Source organism: Streptomyces anulatus, assembly GCF_014650675.1.
Classification (GTDB): domain Bacteria; phylum Actinomycetota; class Actinomycetes; order Streptomycetales; family Streptomycetaceae; genus Streptomyces; species Streptomyces anulatus.
The window spans coordinates 407,938-424,931 of the sequence record NZ_BMVK01000007.1; the positions used below are offsets into that span (position 1 = coordinate 407,938).

Genomic DNA, 16,994 nt, shown 5'->3' on the forward strand with positions numbered 1-16,994 from the left:
CCGTACTCCTTCGTTCAGTACACGTCACGCACGTATCTGCGGTCCGAGGCTAGCTGTTTCACCTGGGCGGCCGCGGCATCGGGATCGAGTCCCCCATGGGCGACGGCGATGTCGCGCAGGGCCCGGTCGACGTCCTTGGCCATCCGGGAGGCGTCGCCGCAGACGTAGAGGTGGGCGCCGTCGCGGAGCCAGGACCAGAGCTGGGCTCCGTGCTCGCGCATCCGGTCCTGGACGTAGACCTTGGCCCGCTGGTCGCGGGAGAAGGCGGTGTCCAGCCGGGTGAGGGTGCCCGAGCGGCTCAGCGCGTCGAGTTCGTCGCGGTAGTAGAAGTCCGTGGCACGGTGCTGCTCGCCGAAGAACAGCCAGTTGGGGCCGGGGTGGCCGAGCGCCCGGCGTTCCTCCAGGAAGCCCAGGAAGGGGGCGACTCCCGTGCCGGGCCCGACCATGATCATCGGGGTGGCCGGGTCGGCGGGCGGGCGGAAACGGTCGTTGCGCTGGACGAACACCGACAGGGGGCTGTCCGGTTCGGCGTCGGCGAGGAACGTGGAGGCGACGCCCTTGCGCATCCGGCCGCGGTGGCTCTCGTAGCGGATCACGGACACGGTCAGCCGCATCCGGTGGGGATCCACGAGCGGGCTGGAGGCGATGGAGTACAGCCGGGGCCGGAGCGGTCCGAGCACCTCGGCCCAGGCGGCGGCGGTGGCCCGTACCGGGTGTTCGGCGAGCACGTCGACGGCCTGCCTCCCCCATATCCACCGGTCCCTCTCGCCCTTGTTGTCGGGCCGCAGCAGCTTCTTCAGCGACCGGTCCCCCGTGTGGTCGGCGACCAGGCGCAGCAGGTCCGGGGTGATGCGGGCGATGTCGAGGTGGCGGTGCAGGGCCTCGTCGAGGGCGACCGGGCCGTGCCCGGGGACGTCCACCTCGGCGGTGGGGTCGAGCCCGGTGACGGCGAGCCATTCGGCCACCAGGTCCGGTGGGTTGAGGGGCTGTACGCCGAGGGCGTCCCCGGCCGTGTACGTCAGGGGGGTGTCGGCGTCCCCGGTGTCGATCGTGAAGGCGCGGACCTCCTTCGTCGCGCCGGGCAGGCTCAGGAGGCGGTTCCCGGTGAGGAGGGCGGTGACGGGCGTGGCCCGGGAGGGGCGGGCGGACGCCGCCGGGGCCCGCGGTGTGGCCGCTGCCCGCGTCGCCGTCCCTTCCGGTGTCGTCGTCTCCAGTGCCGCCCGGACCTCCTTGAGCCACTGGCCGAAGGGCTGTTCGTACTCCGGTTCGCAGTCGGTGCGCGGGACCAGCCGTTCCGCGCCCAGTTCGCCGAGGCGTTCGTCCAGACGGCGGCCGTGGCCGCAGAAGTCGTCGTAGCTGGAGTCGCCGAGCGCGAGCACGGCGTAGCGGACTCCCTCCAGGCGCGGGGTCCCGGGGGCGTTCAGCGACTCCCAGAAGCCGGAGCCGTTGTCGGGGGCGTCGCCGTCGCCGAAGGTGCTGGTGACGACGAGGAGGTCGGCCGGGCTCGGCAGGGCGTCGGGCGTCCCGTCGTCCATGCCGAGGAGCGTGGTGCGGTACCCCTCGGCGGCCAGCGTCCGGGCGGCCGTCGCGGCGACCTCCTCGGCGTTGCCGGTCTGCGAGGCCCACAGCACGACGACCGGCCGGCCCTGTTCCTCAGGCGCGCCGGCCGGTGCCGCGAGCCCGGGCTCCGGAGTCCCCGCGAGCCGGGAGTACATGCCGGCCAGCAGTCCGTTGACCCACAGCGCGTGGTCCGGGGCGAACGGGGCGCCCGCCGGAAGCACCGGGGTGCCCCCCGGCCGGGCGCCGAGACCCGCGAGGAATCCGGCCAGATAGCGGCGTTCCGTCCCCGTGAGGACGGGCGGGGCGGTGTCCACCGGGCCCAGCACGCCCACCAGACCCGAGGTGTCCACCGGGTCCGGCACTCCCCCGCGTCCCGACGTGTCCACCGGTCCCGGTATTCCCACCGGTCCCGACGTGCCCACCGGGCCCGGGGCGACCGTGGGACCGGGGCCACCGGGGAGCGCGGCGCCTTCCGTCCCGGCGGGTTCGTGGCGCGGCGCGGGTGCGGCGACCTTCGCCAGCCGGACCGCGCACAGCTTCAGCTCGGGCTGGAACGAGATCGGGTCGACCGCGTCGTTGGTCACGGCGTTCACGCCGAGGTACTCGCCGAACAGGTCGTTCCAGTGGAACGGGGCGAAGCACTCCCCCGCCCGGACCCGGTCGGTGATCCGGGCCGGGAGCACCGCGCGCCCGCGCCGCGAGGCGACCTCGACGCAGTCGTCCTCGCCGATGCCCAGGGCGGCGGCGTCGTCGGGGTGGATCTCGACGAAGGGGCCCGGGTCGAGCCGGTTCAGCCTGGCGATCTTCGCGGTCTTGGTGAGGGTGTGCCACTGGTGCTGGAGCCGCCCGGTGTTCAGGAGGTGCGGGAAGTCCTCGTCGGGCATCTCGGCCGGCGGCAGGTGCGGGCGGGCGTGGAAGACGGCCCGGCCGCTCGGCGTGGGGAAGGCGAGCCTCGGCACGCTCCCGTCGGGCCGTACGGTCAGCTCCTGGCTGACGCCGTCGTTGACGTAGCGCACGGGGTTGCGGGCGGGGCCGTCGACGGCGGCGCTGGGCCACTGCACGGGGGTGTCGCGCAGCCGCTCGTACGTCACTCCGCGCAGGTCGTAGCCGGTGCGCGGGTTCGAGGCGCGCGTGATCTCGGCGAAGATCTCCTCGGCGCTCGTGTAGCCGAAGGCGTCCTCGTACCCCATGGCGCAGGCCACCGCCGCGATGACGCGCCAGTCCGGCCAGGCCTCTCCCGGCGGGTCGGTGGCGCGGCGGGAGAGGGTGAGCGTGCGCTCCGAGTTGATCATCACGCCCTCGGACTCGGCCCAGAGGGCGGCGGGCAGGACGATATCGGCGTACGCGTTGGTCTCGGTGTCGGCGAACACGTCCTGGGTGACGACGAATTCGGCGGCCTCCAGGCCCTCGATGACGGTCCGGCGGTTGCCTACCGAGGCGACCGGGTTGGTGCAGATGATCCAGCAGGCCTTGATCTCCCCCTCGGCCATGCGCCGGAACATGTCGACGGTGCCGCTGCCCGAGCCGTCCGCGCGCAGGGTGCCGGGCGCGATGCCCCACAGCTCCTCGGTGAAGGCGCGTTCCTCGTCGACCAGGACCGATCGCTGGCCGGGCAGTCCGGGGCCCATGTAGCCCATCTCGCGTCCGCCCATGGCGTTGGGCTGGCCGGTGAGCGAGAACGGTCCGCTGCCGGGGCGGCAGATCGCTCCGGTCGCCAGGTGCAGGTTGACGATCGCGTTGGTGTTCCAGGTGCCGTGGGTGGACTGGTTGAGGCCCATCGTCCAGCAGCTCATCCAGGCGCCCGCCTCGCCGATCCAGCGGGCCGCCTGCCGGATGTCGTCCTCGGGGATGCCGGTGATCGCGGCCACGGCGGCGGGCGGGTAGTCGCGGAGGAAGGCGGGCATCGTCTCCCAGCCCTCGGTGTGCTCGGCGATGAACCCGGGGTCGGTGTGCCCGTTCTCGACGAGGAGGTGCAGCAGCCCGTTGAGGAGGGCCAGGTCGGTGCCGGGCCTGATCCGGAGGTACAGGTCGGCCTTGGCGGCGGTGGCGTTGCGCCGGGGATCGACGACGATCAGCTTCGCGCCCGCCTTGACGCGCTCCATCATCCGCAGGAAGAGGATCGGGTGGCAGTCGGCCATGTTGGCGCCGGTGACGAGGAAGACGTCGGCGTGGGCGAAGTCCTCGTAGGACCCGGGCGGCCCGTCCGCGCCGAGGGACAGCTTGTAGCCGCTGCCCGCGCTCGCCATGCAGAGCCGGGAGTTGGACTCGATGGTGTTCGTCCCGATGAAGCCCTTGGCCAGTTTGTTGGCGAGGTACTGCGCCTCCAGCGTCATCTGGCCGGAGACGTAGAGGGCCACCGCGTCCGGGCCGTGGGCGTCCAGCACGGACCGCAGCCGGCGCGCCGTCTCCGCGATGGCGGCGTCCCGGCCGAGCGGGGCGGGCTCCTCGCTGCGGTCGGGGCGGGCCAGGGCGGTGGTCAGCCGTCCGGGGGCGGCGAGGAGGTCCGCGCCGGTCGCGCCCTTGGTGCACAGCCGGCCGGCGTTCGACGGGTGCTCCTTGTCCCCCGAGGCCTTCACGACGGTGCGGCGGCCGTCGGGGCCGGCGGCGATGTCGAGGACGATCCCGCAGCCGACACCGCAGTACGAGCAGACCGTGCGCACCCGGTCGGTGACGGGAGCTTCCGGCGACGGGGGCGGCACGGTCATGGGGGCCCTTCGGGGGCGGGCGTTCCCGGAGGGACGCGGGCGGTCGGCGGTCACCCCCAACACTAGGAAGGGCCCGTTACCCGGGGATGTCACCAGTTGAACAACGACGGTTACGTCGCCTGCACACCGCCCGCGGGCCGCCGGTGAGGCCCGCGCGATCTCCGGGCGGCGCAGGGCGGCGGTCTCCGGCCCCGCCCGGAGATCGCGCGGGAACTTCTCCGCCGGGGCGGCCGACTACTGGAGAGACGCCGGGTGCGGAAGACCCGTCCGGTGACGGAAGCGGCGGCCCGTGACACGACACGGCTGCCGGGCGACGGCAGCAGGACACCCACGGGCCCGCGGGCCCGGGAGGAGGCCGCGAGGCATGCACTGGTACGAGGACGACGCGCTCTGGTCCGATTTCGCCCCGACGATGTTCCCGGCGGCGCGGGCCGAGTCCGCGGCCGCCCTGGTCGCGTCCTCTCCCCTGCTGGACTTCCCACCGGGCACGAGAGTCCTGGACCTGTGCTGCGGGCCGGGTCTCTTCGTGGTGCCGCTGGCGGAGCGCGGGTACGAGGTGACGGGGGTCGATCTGTCGCCCTCCATGCTGGCGAGCGCCCGGGCCGCCTGCGACGCGGCGGGCGCCGAGGTCCGGCTGGAGCGCGCCGACATGCTCGCGTACCGGGAGCCGGGCGCCTTCGACGTGGTGCTGAACGTCTTCACGTCCTTCGGCTACTTCGACGAGGCGGAGGACAACCTCCAGGTACTGCGCAACGCCCACGAGAGCCTCGCGCCGGGCGGACAGCTCCTGGTGGACGTAATGGGCAAGGAGGTGCTGGCGGGCTGGATCGGACGGCCGAAGGCGGTCGACCTGCCCGACGGCGCCTATGTCGTCCAGCGCGACACCGTCCTCGACAGCTGGCGGCGGCTGCGCACGGACTGGACGCTGGTGCGCGGCACGACCGCGCGGACGGCGTCCATCACCTCCTGGCTCTACTCGGCGGCCGAGCTGCACGCCCTCTTCGAGAGCGCGGGCTTCACCGACGTGGAGTGCTTCGGCGGGTTCGACGCGTCCGGCTACGACCAGCGCTCGGACCGGCTGATCGTGCGCGGGCGGCGCAAGTGAGGGCCGGGGCGGACGCCCGTCCGCGCACCGCGGGGCCGGACGCTTCCGCGCGCCCGGCCGTCGCGACGGTCCACGAGCACATCACCGACGCGGTGAAGACCCCCGACCTGATCCGGCTGACCGGCGACATCGTCCTCGCCCGCTTCGAGACGATGAAGGTGTACGCGGCGCTCGGCGCGGTCCGCTCGCTGCTGCGCCGGGGCCGGGTGGTCCCCGGGCAGACCCTGGTCGACAGCTCCAGCGGCATCTACGCGCTGGCGCTCGCCATGGCCTGCCACCGCTACGGGCTGCGCTGCCACATCGTCGCCTCCACCACCGTGGACGCCACCATGCGGGCGCAGTTGGAGATCCTCGGTGCGACGGTCGACGCGATGCCGCCCTCGCAGAGCCTGCGCCTGGACCAGGAGCTGCGGGTGCGCCATGTGCGCCGGCTGCTGGCGGAGCGGCCGGACTTCCACTGGATGCGGCAGTACCACGACCAGGTCCACCACGAGGGCTACCGGGAGTTCGCCGAGCTGCTCACCGCGGCGCTGCCCCGGGGCCCGCTGACGGTGGTCGGCGCGGTGGGCACGGGCGCCTCCACCGGTGGACTGGCCCGCGCGCTTCGGGAGTCGGGGCGGTCGGTGCGGCTGGTGGGCATCCAGCCGTTCGGCAGCGTGACGTTCGGGAGCGAGCGGTTCGAGGACCCGGAGGCGATCATCGCGGGCATCGGCAGCTCGATACCGTTCGGGAACGTCCGCCACGAGCTGTACGACACCGTCCACTGGCTGGACTTCCGCCATGCGATGGCGGGGGCGGTCGGCCTGTTGCGGGAGCACGCGGTGTTCGCGGGCCTGTCCACCGGGGCGGCCCATCTGACGGCGTCCTGGGAGGCGGCCCGCGACCCCGGCCGGCTGCATCTGGTGCTGGGCGCCGACACCGGACACCGTTACGCGGAGCGGGTGTTCACCCGGCATGCCGAGGCCCTGGACCCGGCCGGGCTGCGGCCCCGGACCATCGCGTCGCCGGCCGATCTGCGGCCGCCGTGGTCGGTGATGGAATGGGCCGGGCGCGCCGCCCCGGAAGCCGCCAGGACCGTCGAGGGCGACGCCCCCTCCCCCGTACCGACCGTGGAGCTGCTGCCATGACGATCGCCGCACTGGAGTCCCTGTCCTTCGGCCTGGGCCGGATGGTGGAGGCCGCCGCCGGAGCGGGGCACCGGCTGTGCCTGCTGACCGGCGACCGTGCCGTCTACCGGCACGAACTGGCGGTGCTGCCGCCGGACGCGCTGGACATCGTGGACGTCGACACGACGGATCCGGAGGCGACCCGTCGGGCCCTGGCCGCCGTGCCCGGCCTGGCCGGGCTGATCAACACGACGGACACCTGGAGCCTGCCGGCCGCCGAGCTGGCCGCCGCACTGGGGCTCCCGGGCGCGGATCCCGCGGCCGTACGGCTGCTGCGGGACAAGCGCCGGGTCCGGGAGACGCTGCACGCGCACGGGCTGAGCCGGAGTACGGCCGTACGCGTCCCGCCGGGTCCCGAAGGCGCCGGGGAGGTGCTGCGGGCCGTGGGGCTGCCCGCGGTCCTGAAGGACTCGGCGGGCACCTCATCGCGCTCCGTGTGGATCGTGCACGACGAGGAGGCCCTGCACCGGGCGCTGGCGGAGGCGGGCGAACAGCGCCTGACCGGCGAGCTGTTCGCCGAGGCGTTCCTCGCCGGTCCGCTGTACAGCGCGGAGACCATCGGCTGGGACGGGACCACCCGGCTGCTCGGGGTGCTGAGCCGCCAGACCTCCCGGACGGCGGTGGTACGGGAGGAGGCGGCGGCGTTCCCGGTGGCGCTGCCGGAGGAGGAGCGGGCCGGGATCGAGGCGTGGGTGGGCCGGGTCCTCGCGGCGGCGGGGCACGTGCGCGGCTTCGCCCATGTGGAGTTCGTCCTGACGGCCGACGGGCCGGAACTGGTGGAGATCAACCGCAGGATCGGCGGCGCGCTGGTCGGCGAGGTGCTGTGCCGGACGCTGCGGACCAATGTCTACACGGCCATGATGGACGAGGCGCTCGGCCGCCGCCCGGCGCTGCTGGACACCCCGCTCGACGCAGGAGGGCCCGCGTACGGCTTCGTCCTGGTGTACGCGGAGCGGCCCGGGGTGCTGAAGGGCTGGCAGGGCCTCGACGAACTCGGGTCGTTCCCCGGGGCGGTGGAGTGGTTCCCGGTCCGCGAGCCCGGCGAGAGCGTGATCCACGTCGGCGATCAGCGGGGCTGTACGGGCATGGTGCTGGCCGAGGCGCGAACGGCGGAGCTGGCCCAGCACCGGGCGTGGAGCGCGGCCGTCCGGGTCCGCCCGGTCGTCGTCGCCGGCCCGGCGTGAGCCCGGGGAGGTGAGCCTCCGCCGGACGGACGGGGCTCCGGGGGCCGGCGCGGACCCCGGGCGGACGGGCCGGGCCCCCGGGCGGAGGGAGCGCACGCCGCTCACCGGCCCGCAGCGGTTCCTGCTGGGGGGCTCGTTCCTGATCACGCTGGGCAGCTTCGCCGTGCTGCCCTACATGTCGGTGCTGCTGCACCAGCGGCTCGGCCTCGGTCTCGGCACGGTCGGCTTCGTGCTGGCCGTCGCCTCGCTGATCCAGTTCGCCGGAGGCGTGGTCGCGGGGCCGGTGACCGGGCGGATCGGGCTGCGGCGCGCGATGCTGCTGGCGCTGGGGCTGCGTACGGCGGGCTTCGCCGCGTTCGTCCCGGGACTGACCAGTCCGGTCCTCGCGGTCGGGGCGCTGCTGCTGGTGTCGGCGGGTGCGGCGCTGTATCTCCCGGCGAACAAGGCGTACTTGGTGGAGGGGGCGTCCGAGGCGCGGCGACCCCGGCTGCTGTCGGCGAGCGGTTCGGCGTTCAACGCGGGGATGGCGCTGGGCCCTCCGGCCGCCGCGCCGCTGGTCATGGGCTCCCCCGGGGTGCTGTTCTCCTGTGTCACCGTGCTGTTCGCGCTCGTGGGGGCCGGGCACGCGCTGCTGCCGGCGGGCGCGGCGGACCGGCCCTCCGACGGGTCCTCCGCCGCGCCCGCCGCCGGCCGGGCCCCGGAGGCCGGCGCACCGCGCCCCGGGCCCTCACCGTTCGTGGTGACCGTGCTGAGCGTGTACGCGTTCATGTTCTTCCAGCACTATCTGGCGCTGTACGCGGTCCCCCGTACGTCGGCGGCCTTCTACGGGGCCGTCCTGACGGGGTACGCGGCCCTCCTCGTCGTCGCGCAGCCGCTGCTGGCGGAACGCGTCGCCGCACTGAGCTACCCGGCCGCGCTGCGGTGGGGGTTCGGCGCGATGGCTGCGGGCATGGCGGCGATCGGGGCCGGGGGGCACGTGGGGATCGCGGTGGGCGGGGCGTTGCTGTGTCTCGGGGAGATCGTGCTCTTCCTCAAGAACGACCTGGAGGCGCTGGCCCGTTCGTCGGCCGCCCCGGCGAGTGTGTTCGGGCGTCAGCGGCTGGCGGCGGGCATCGGGGCGTTCGCCAGCGGGGTGGTGGGCGGGCAGTTGTACGGGGCGGCGGAGTCGGCGGGCTCGGCGCGGGCGTTCTGGGCGGCGGTCTGCCTCCAGTGCCTGCTGCTGCCGGTGTTCCTGCTCCGCCGGCGCCCGGCCCGGGACCGCGAGGGATCCCGGGCGGGCGCCGGCTAGAACCTTTCGAGTGGACCAGGCCGATGGATCAGGCCGACGCGGGGAGCGGTCCCCGGTGCGCTTCGGCCGGTTCCGCGCGCCACTGCCCGGCCAGTTCGCGGCGGGCGCGGGCCACGCGGGAGCGCACGGTGCCGATCGGGCAGCCTGCGGCGGCCGCCGCCTCCTCGTAGGACGCGCCCAGCAGTTGGGTGAGGACGAAGGCCTGGCGGCGCGCCGGGTCCAGTCGGCTCAGGGCGTCCAGCACCGCGACGGACTCCTCGAATCCGGGCAGTTGACGGGGCTGGGCGCGTTCCGCGGCGGTCTGCCAGTCCGCGGTGTCGGCGGTCCTGGGGCGTACGGCGGCGGCCCGGTGCCGGTCGATGACGACGCGTCGCGCGATCGACATCAGCCAGGTCCGGGCGCAGGAACGCCCCGCGAACCGGGCCAGCCCGCTCATCGCCCGGAGGTAGGTCTCCTGAGCCAGGTCGTCGGCCCCCGGGGCGTCGGAGCTGAGATAGGCGACGAATCTGCGGACGTCCTCGTAGGTCGCCCGGACGAAGCGGTCGGCGGCCTCCCGGTCCCCGCCGCCCGCGGCCAGCGCCCAGTCGGTGATCTGCCCGTCGTTCTGCCGGGCGGCCGGGAGGCGGGGGTGGGCCGGACGGGTGGCGGAGACCCGGATGGCCGGTGGCCGGGGGGCGGGCGCCCGGACGAGCGGCGCGGCGGCGGGTGGTGCGGTGGTGGGTGGCCCGGCGGTGGGTAGCGCGGGAGCAGGAAGTGTCACAACAGTCCTTCGCGTCCTTGCGGAGCCTCGGCAGCGGTCGCCCGGCTCCGGTGACCGGTCCCGGGCCCCGTTCGGGGCGGCCCGGAGCACCGGCATGCCTGTCACGGGTGTGCGCGGGGCGCACACCCGTACCGCCTCCGGCGCACAGAGGCCGGAGGGCGGATGGAGGTCAGAGGAAGCGGAGGGAGAGCGGTGGCCCGCGCCGGGAGATGGCGTGCAGGGCGAGGAGGTCCCGGGGGCGGCGACGGGGACGGCTGCGGACGCGCCGCCGGACGGGCGGCGCGGGTGCGGGCGGCGTCGCGGACCACAGACTCCAGGCCGTCCGCAGCGGGGCGCGGACGAACAGCACCAGGCAGCGGCCCAGCCGGGCGAGGGCGACCTCGCCGCGCCACAGCCACCACCCGCAGATCAGCCCGGCCACCGCGTGGGCGGCGGCCATGCCGAGGGTGAACACCGTCCCGTCGAAAGCGGCCAGAAGCCCCATCAGGTCCGACGGGCCACCGATGGGGACCTCGTGCGCGGAGTGGTTCATCGCGCCCGACGCCTCTCGCCCGCCGCCCGAGTGGTGCGCGCCGAAGCCGGACGGCAGCCAGGATCCGGCGAGGGCGAAGAAGGCGTGCAGCCCCAACTGGCCCAGGACATGGGCCGTCACGGTCACCGGGGCGCTCCGCTCCCGCGCGGCGAGCCACCACCCCGCACCGCACACGGGCAGCAACGCGGCGGCCTGGACGAGCAGGGGCAGGGCAGCGCCGGACATCAGCGCGTGGCCGAGTCCGGACACGGCGACGCACACCACCGCGAACAGCGCGGTGCGTCCGAGTCGGAGTGCGGTTCCGGCCCCCATGGCAGCCATCGTGCCAGTCGTACCCACGGTGGGGAGAAGAGCACCAGATGCCGAAACAACGGGAGTTCACCTCGTTTGCCCCACCGAAAGGGCGATGTGATCCATGTCACAGGCAACTGTCGGGAACTTTCCCCTCCCCGCGTCCGACTGCTCCAACAACGCGTCTGCGTAAGCCTCGTGGCCCGGGGCCGCCGCATCCGCCCCCGCCAGCCGATGCCCCCGCCCCGAAGAGGCCGCATGACGAACCCACTCCCCACCCCCGAACCGGCAGCGGCCGCCGAGACGCCCGGAAGCGCCGCGCCGGCCACCGAACCCGGACCGGCGTCCGTGACCACGGCCGTCGGCGGCGCCGCACCGGACGACGGTCAGGTCCCCGCCCCCCGGCAGCCGGGAGAGCCGAAACGGCCGACGCTCCGCTCCGACCTGCGGGCCTCGTGGCCCGACGGCCTGGTGGCGCTCGTCATCACCGCGGCGATCTTCGTCCTGCTCTACATACGCATCCGCAACAAGACCTCGTCCACGGTCACCGTGATGCCGTTCATGGCCGACGCGGGCGGCTTCTGGATGTACTTCCTCAGCCAGGCGTTCGGCTGGTCCGCTCTGCTCTGGGCCTGGGGAACCGTCATCCTCGGACTGATGCTGTCCGGCCCCCGGCCCGGCCGCCTGCCGCTGTCGGGCCCCCGGCTGGAACGGCTGCACCGCACCACGAGCCTCAACACCATCGCCCTGATCGTGGCCCACGCCCTGCTGTTCGGGGCCGAGCTGGTCCGGCACGACACCGCGTCCTGGAACTCCGCGGTCGCCACCGCCTTCGTGGAGGCCCTCGTCCCGGGCGGCTACGACTCGGGAACCGGCCGGATCGCCATGCCCATCGGCCAGGCGGCCCTGTACCTCGCGATCCCCCTCGGCCTGCTCTTCTACGTACGCCACCGCATCGGCCCCAAGACCTGGCGGGTACTGCACCGCTGCGTGATCGTCGTCTACGTCCTCAGCGTCTGGCACACCCTGCTGTACGGGACCAACGTCTGGTACGACGGCTGGTTCCGCACGAGTGTCTGGCTGCTCCAGCTCCCGATCGCCGCGCTGCTGCTCCTGCGTCTGATGCGGCCGGCCCGCCGCTCCGAGAAGCTGCCCGCCCGGCCCGGAGCGACCGCCGGGGCCCGCACCGGGTGGGCTCTTCGGGTGGGCGGCCGGCTCGCCGCGGTGGCGGTCCTGGCGGCTCTGATCGCCGTCGTGGCCAGTGGCAGCGACGGCGGGCGCAGCACGCCCCCGGAGGACACCTCCTCCACCCACAACCACGACTGAGAGGCCGTCCGCCACCGCGCGCGAGCGCCATCCGCCACCGCAGGTGAGAGCCGTCCGCCCGGCGACGTACGCTCGGAGGCATGACCACCAACGATCTTCCCGTGATCGCCGCCGTCGACGGCTCCACGCACAGTCGGCAGGCGCTCGACTGGGCCACCCACGAAGCCGTGCGGCGGGGGCTGCCCCTGCTGATCGTCCACGTCCGCCCGCTCACCCGGCAGGTCGACGAGGAGACCGGACGGCGCGAGGCGGAGGCCCTCCTGGCCGAGTCCGTACGCCGGAGCGCGGCCATCGCTCCGGAGCTGCGGCCCTCGACGCTGGCCCCGCTGGACTTCCCGTCTGCGGCCCTGGTCTCGCTCGGCCGGGACGCGTCGATGATCGTGGTCGGATCGCGCGGGCTCGGCGGCTTCCGCTCGCTGATGGTCGGCTCCAACAGCCTCGCCACCGCGTCGATGGCGAGCTGTCCCGTCGTCGTCGTGCAGGAGGACCGCCCGGAGGGGGACGACGACCGGGCGGGGGACGCGGGGGCCTTCACCGACATCGTGGCGGGGGTGGCCGCCGACGAGAGCAGCGAGGCGGTCCTGGAGTTCGCCTTCGCCACGGCGGCTTCCCGGCCGGGCGCCCGGCTGCGGATCGTGCACGGCTGGACGATGTTCTCCTCGATGCTCGCGGGCGGCCCCGTCCTGGACCGGCAGGAGGCGGCGGGCTCGGCCGCGCGGACGCTGGCCGAGCTGACCTCGGGGTGGCACGAGAAGTACCCGCAGGTGGAGATCGTCCGGGAACCGGTCAACGGTTCGGCCTCGCGCACCCTGGTGACCGCGTCGGCGACGGCGGCCCTCACGGTGGTCGGCCGTCGCAAGGGCGGCGAGTCGCTCGGGCTCGGGCTGTCCCCGGTGGCGCAGACGGCGGTCACGCACGCACTGGGTCCGGTCGCCGTCGTGCCCTGCTGAGCCGCTTTCCCGTCTCCCGGTGGGCCGGTTCTCCGCTCCTCGGTGGGCCGGTTCCCCGTTTCCCGGTGAGCCGGTTCTCCCCGTCCTGCCCAGCGGTTCTCCCGTGCTCTGCCGGGTCGCCCCGGGCTTCCGTCGGTGCGGGCCCCTTGGCCTGGCGGGCGGCTTGACCGAGACTTGACCGATGACACAGCGTGTGGCGCTCGCGACCGTGATGGACCGGCTTGCCATCGATGCGGTGATCACCGGGTACGCGGTGGCCGTCGACGACGGGGCCTGGTCGGACTACGGCGCCCTGTTCACCCCGGACGGCCGCGCGGACTACCGGGACGCGGGAGGCGTGGAGGGCCCGGCCGACGAGATCGCCCGGTGGCTCGAGGAGACGATGCGCCTCTTCCCGGTGCGCCAGCACCTGATCGTCAACCGCCGGATCGACCTGGAGGACCTGGGCGGCTATACGGGCGACCGGGCCGAGGTGCTGGCCGACTACCTCAATCCGATGTGCCTGGCCCGGAAGGCGGGGAACGGCTCGGACGTGCCGGGCCGGGCGGAGTCCGGGCAGGCAGGGGGCCCCACGCCCGACTTCGTGACCGGCGGCCGTTACGCCTTCGAGCTGCGCCGCGCCGATTCGGGCTGGCTGATCCGCACGGTCACCGTCCACGAGAAGTGGCGCCGGACGCCGGGCGCGTAGGGCCCGTCGCCGCCCTGGCGTCGCCGCCGCCCGAAGGGCGCCGGGTCCGTCCGCCGTGCCCCGCTCGGCCCGCGTCCTGTGTCCGGCGGGGATCACCTCCTCCACACTGGGTATCCAGGGGTTGACGCGGTGACGGCGACCGCCCGCCCGCGCACGACCGAGGAGGGCACGGCATGCGAATCCGGGGCGGGCGTCTCCCGATCGGCCGGAACCCGGCCGGTGCGTCCGACGAAGGCGCTTCGGATGAAGCCGCATCGGGCGAGGGCACATCTGCTGAAGGCGCCGCCGGTGAAGGCACGTCCGGCGAAGGCGGCAGCGGGGAAAGCGGCTCCGGTGACGGGCAGGCGGCCGGCGGCCGGGGCTCGGCCGGCACGGGCACGCTCTCGTCCCCCTGGGCCCGGGGCGCGGCGGCCCTGCTCGCCGGGGCGCTGCCCGCGCTCGCCTTTCCCGCGCCCGGACTCTGGTGGTTCGCCTATGTGGCACTGGTCCCCTGGCTGTTGCTGATCCGCACGGCGCACTCGCCCCGCAGGGCCGCGCTGGACGGCTGGATCGGCGGCATCGGGTTCATCATCGCGGTGCACCACTGGCTGGTGCCGAGCCTCCACGTCTTCATCGTGCTGCTGGCCGCCCTGCTGGGGCTGCTCTGGGCTCCCTGGGGGCTGCTGGTGTCCCGGCTGCTCGGCGGGTCTCCTTCCGCGTCGCGTGCCGTCGCCGCCGTGGTCGTCGTGCCCTCCGGGTGGCTGATGATCGAGCTGGTCCGGTCCTGGGAAGGGCTGGGCGGACCCTGGGGGCTGCTCGGCGCGAGTCAGTGGGAGGTCGCCCCCGCCCTGCGGGTCGCCTCGGTGGGCGGGGTGTGGCTGGTGAGTCTGCTGGTGCTCGCGGTGAACACCGGTGCGGCGTTGCTGGTCGCCGACCGCGCGGCCCGTACGACCGCCGGCGTCCTGCTGGTGGTGTGCGCCCTGTCCGTCGCGGCGATGTGGGCCTGGGCGCCCCGGCCCACGGACACCGGCACGGTCAGGATCGCCGTCGTGCAGCCGGGCGTCGTGGAGGGACCGGGAAGTGTCGCGCGCCGCTTCGACCGGGGCGAGGAGCTGACCCGTTCGCTGGAGGGCCGGGGCGTGGACCTGGTGGTGTGGGGCGAGAGCAGTATCGGTGCGGGTGCGTGGGAGCGCCCGGAGACCGCGCGGCGGCTGGCGGAGCTGTCCCGCCGGGTCGGCGCGGATCTGCTGGTCAATGTGGACGCCCGGCAGACGGACGGCTCGGGCCGGTCGGGGATCTTCAAGTCGGCGGTGCTGGTGGGCCCCGACGGGCCGACCGGGGACCGCTACGACAAGATGCGCCTGGTCCCGTTCGGCGAGTACGTACCGGCCCGCTCCCTGCTGGGGTGGGCGACGTCCGTGGGCAAGGCGGCGGGCGAGGACCGGCTGCGCGGCGACCGCCAGGTGGTGATGACCCTGCCGGACGGGGCGCGGGGACTGCGGATCGGTCCGCTGGTCTGCTTCGAGTCGGCGTTCCCCGACATGAGCCGCAGGCTGGTGCGCGACGGCGCGCAGGTGATCGTCGCGCAGTCCGCCACCTCGACGTTCCAGGACAGCTGGGCCCCGGCCCAGCACGCCTCGCTGGGGGCGCTGCGGGCCGCCGAGAACGGCCGCCCGATGGTCCATGCGACGCTCACCGGGATCAGTGCGGCGTACGGGCCCCGGGGGGAGCGGGTGGGCAGCCCGCTCGGTACGGACGCGAGCGCGGCGGAGGTGTTCGACCTGCCGCTGGCGCGCGGGAGCACGCTCTACGGCCGGCTCGGCGACTGGCCGGTGTACGGGGCGCTGGCGGCCCTGGCCGTGCTGTGCGCCGTCGAGGGGCTGCGGGCGCTCAGGAGGCCTGCTCCAGGGCCTCCCGGACCACCCGCTCGCACAGCTCATGGGTCGCCAGGGCGTCCCGGGCGCTGAGCGTCTCGCCCCGGCGTACGGCGTCGAGGAAGGCGTGCACACAGCTCTCGATACCGCGCTGCCGGGCCACGGGGACCCAGTCGCCGCGCCGTCGGACACTGGGCTGGCCCTTGTGGTCGATGACGTCCGCGAGGTTGAGGACCTGTCGCTTGGTGTCCTGGCCGGAGACTTCCAGGATCTCCTCGGTCGACCCGTTCAGCCGGTTCATCATGCCGATCGCGGTGAACCCGTCGCCGGAAAGCTGGAGCACCACGTGGTGCATCAGACCGTCCACGATCCGGGCCCGCACGGTGGTGTGGTCGACGGTGCCCGGGACCAGGAAACGCAGGGTGTCGACGACGTGGATGAAGTCGTCGAGGACCATCGTCCGGGGGTCCTCGGGCAGCCCGACCCGGTTCTTCTGCATGAGGATCAGCTCGCGCGGGTGCTCCGCGCACTGCGAGTAGCCCGGGGCGAAGCGGCGGTTGAAGCCGACGGCGAGGCTGACGCCGCGTTCCTCGGCGAGGTTCACCAGCCGCTCGGAGTCGGCGTACTCGTACGCGATCGGCTTGTCGACATAGGTGGCGACGCCTGCTTCGAGGAGGCGTTCCACGATCTGCGGGTGGACGGCGGTCGGGGCGTGCACGAACGCCGCGTCCAGCCCCGCCGCGAGGAGGGAGTCGAGGGTGGTGTGGCGGCCGTCGGCCGGAACGCGGTGGGTGTCGCCGACCGCGTGGAGCGTGGCGGGGGTCCGGGTCTGCAGATGCAGTTCGACCCCCGGTACGGCGGTGAGCACCGGCAGGTACGCCTTCTGCGCGATATCGCCGAGCCCGATGCAACCGATCTTCACGAGGTCTCCCTGTCGCCGTGCCGCGCCGCTGTGCGCGGCTGTGCGCGCCCCGGCAGCATACGTCGCCGCCGTCCTGCGCCCTCCTGCCGGTCCGTCCGCGAACCCCCTGGCCAGGGCCATGATCATCGGCCACTATGGCCCGCATGACTTTTCCGGAACGCTCCGAACCCGCTTTCGACGCCGCCGAACGCCCCATGCTGGAGGGCTGGCTCGACTACCACCGCGAGACCTTGGCCATGAAGTGCGCGGGGCTGACGGACGCCCAGCTGCGCGAGGCCTCGGTGCCGCCGTCCGCTTTCACGTTGCTCGGGCTCCTGCGGCACATGGCCGAGGTGGAGCGCGGCTGGTTCCGTGAGGTGCTGGCGGGCGAGGAGCTGCCGGAGCTCTACAGCACCGACGAGGACCCCGACGGCGACTTCCGTGTGACGGAGTCGGACACCTGGGCCGAGGCGGATGCCGTCTGGCGGGCGGAGATAGCGGCGGCCCGGAAGAACGCCGCCGCGTATCGTCTGGACGACTTCTCCCAGGGCGTCGGATCGGCGGGCGAGGCGTTCAGTCTGCGCTGGATCTACCTGCACATGATCGAGGAGTACGCACGGCACAACGGCCACGCCGACCTGGTGCGCGAGCGCGTGGACGGCGCCACCGGCGACTGACGGTCACG

General features: G+C 74.1%; 13 protein-coding genes. 9 read left to right on the forward strand and 4 right to left on the reverse strand.

The genetic code is table 11. The features are described 5' to 3' along the window. Positions 1-14: 14 nt before the first annotated feature. Positions 15-4,265, reverse strand: a complete 4,251-nt coding sequence (locus IE272_RS20350; RefSeq protein WP_190007423.1) for a bifunctional nitrate reductase/sulfite reductase flavoprotein subunit alpha — start codon at positions 4,263-4,265, stop codon at positions 15-17. Positions 4,266-4,629: 364 nt separating this feature from the next. Between IE272_RS20350 and IE272_RS20355 the strand changes: the two genes are divergently transcribed. From IE272_RS20355 to IE272_RS20370, 4 genes are read left to right on the forward strand one after another with little or no spacing between them, the layout of a single operon-like run. Continuing rightward, positions 4,630-5,370, forward strand: a complete 741-nt coding sequence (locus IE272_RS20355; RefSeq protein WP_050357724.1) for a class I SAM-dependent methyltransferase — start codon at positions 4,630-4,632, stop codon at positions 5,368-5,370. Next, positions 5,367-6,497 carry a pyridoxal-phosphate dependent enzyme gene (locus IE272_RS20360; protein WP_050357725.1) on the forward strand — a complete coding sequence of 377 codons (1,131 nt, stop codon included), beginning with the start codon at positions 5,367-5,369 and terminating at the stop codon, positions 6,495-6,497. Before IE272_RS20355 ends, IE272_RS20360 begins: the two co-directional genes overlap by 4 nt. Next, complete coding sequence (locus tag IE272_RS20365; protein WP_190007424.1) at positions 6,494-7,720, forward strand: ATP-grasp domain-containing protein; 1,227 nt, start codon at positions 6,494-6,496, stop codon at positions 7,718-7,720. The genes IE272_RS20360 and IE272_RS20365 overlap by 4 nt, the downstream gene beginning before the upstream one ends. A gap of 10 nt (positions 7,721-7,730) precedes the next feature. Further along, positions 7,731-9,008 (forward strand): MFS transporter, encoded by a 1,278-nt coding sequence (locus IE272_RS20370; RefSeq protein ID WP_190007425.1) that lies wholly within the window; start codon positions 7,731-7,733, stop codon positions 9,006-9,008. Positions 9,009-9,036: 28 nt separating this feature from the next. On the opposite strand, the gene IE272_RS20375 is transcribed toward IE272_RS20370, so the two are convergent. Next, positions 9,037-9,666 (reverse strand): sigma-70 family RNA polymerase sigma factor, encoded by a 630-nt coding sequence (locus tag IE272_RS20375; RefSeq protein ID WP_050357828.1) that lies wholly within the window; start codon positions 9,664-9,666, stop codon positions 9,037-9,039. A gap of 271 nt (positions 9,667-9,937) precedes the next feature. Beyond that, positions 9,938-10,612 (reverse strand): hypothetical protein, encoded by a 675-nt coding sequence (locus IE272_RS20380; protein WP_056699676.1) that lies wholly within the window; start codon positions 10,610-10,612, stop codon positions 9,938-9,940. Between the two features lie 237 nt (positions 10,613-10,849). Here IE272_RS20380 and IE272_RS20385 point away from each other — a divergent pair, with 237 nt between their 5' ends. The 4 genes from IE272_RS20385 to lnt all read left to right on the forward strand — a co-directional run bounded on the left by IE272_RS20385 (position 10,850) and on the right by lnt (position 15,501). Continuing rightward, positions 10,850-11,917 (forward strand): ferric reductase-like transmembrane domain-containing protein, encoded by a 1,068-nt coding sequence (locus IE272_RS20385; RefSeq protein WP_098891310.1) that lies wholly within the window; start codon positions 10,850-10,852, stop codon positions 11,915-11,917. A gap of 80 nt (positions 11,918-11,997) precedes the next feature. Beyond that, positions 11,998-12,867, forward strand: a complete 870-nt coding sequence (locus IE272_RS20390; protein ID WP_050357730.1) for a universal stress protein — start codon at positions 11,998-12,000, stop codon at positions 12,865-12,867. 181 nt (positions 12,868-13,048) lie between these two features. Next, the gene (locus IE272_RS20395; RefSeq protein ID WP_190007426.1) at positions 13,049-13,555 is read left to right on the forward strand and encodes a nuclear transport factor 2 family protein; all 507 of its coding nucleotides are present in this window, start codon (positions 13,049-13,051) and stop codon (positions 13,553-13,555) included. 173 nt (positions 13,556-13,728) lie between these two features. Next, positions 13,729-15,501, forward strand: coding sequence for an apolipoprotein N-acyltransferase (gene lnt / locus IE272_RS20400; RefSeq protein ID WP_190007427.1), 1,773 nt, complete (start codon positions 13,729-13,731; stop codon positions 15,499-15,501). Here the strand turns inward: lnt and IE272_RS20405 are convergent. Then, entirely contained in the window at positions 15,425-16,330 is a 906-nt protein-coding gene (locus IE272_RS20405) for a Gfo/Idh/MocA family protein (protein WP_057661560.1), read from the reverse strand. The two genes, lnt and IE272_RS20405, sit on opposite strands and share 77 nt — an antisense overlap. A 143-nt stretch (positions 16,331-16,473) precedes the next feature. On the opposite strand from IE272_RS20405, the gene IE272_RS20410 reads away from it, so the two are divergent. Then, positions 16,474-16,986: a DinB family protein gene (locus IE272_RS20410; protein WP_050357829.1), complete on the forward strand. Its 513-nt coding sequence runs from the start codon at positions 16,474-16,476 to the stop codon at positions 16,984-16,986. Positions 16,987-16,994: the final 8 nt, after the last annotated feature.

Coding starts and splice junctions, on each gene's coding strand:
- IE272_RS20350 (WP_190007423.1), bottom strand. CDS start 4,265: ATGACCGTGCCGCCCCCGTCGCCGGAAGCTCCCGTCACCGACCGGGTG.
- IE272_RS20355 (WP_050357724.1), top strand. CDS start 4,630: ATGCACTGGTACGAGGACGACGCGCTCTGGTCCGATTTCGCCCCGACG.
- IE272_RS20365 (WP_190007424.1), top strand. CDS start 6,494: ATGACGATCGCCGCACTGGAGTCCCTGTCCTTCGGCCTGGGCCGGATG.
- IE272_RS20380 (WP_056699676.1), bottom strand. CDS start 10,612: ATGGGGGCCGGAACCGCACTCCGACTCGGACGCACCGCGCTGTTCGCG.
- IE272_RS20385 (WP_098891310.1), top strand. CDS start 10,850: ATGACGAACCCACTCCCCACCCCCGAACCGGCAGCGGCCGCCGAGACG.
- IE272_RS20390 (WP_050357730.1), top strand. CDS start 11,998: ATGACCACCAACGATCTTCCCGTGATCGCCGCCGTCGACGGCTCCACG.
- IE272_RS20395 (WP_190007426.1), top strand. CDS start 13,049: ATGACACAGCGTGTGGCGCTCGCGACCGTGATGGACCGGCTTGCCATC.
- lnt (WP_190007427.1), top strand. CDS start 13,729: ATGCGAATCCGGGGCGGGCGTCTCCCGATCGGCCGGAACCCGGCCGGT.
- IE272_RS20410 (WP_050357829.1), top strand. CDS start 16,474: ATGACTTTTCCGGAACGCTCCGAACCCGCTTTCGACGCCGCCGAACGC.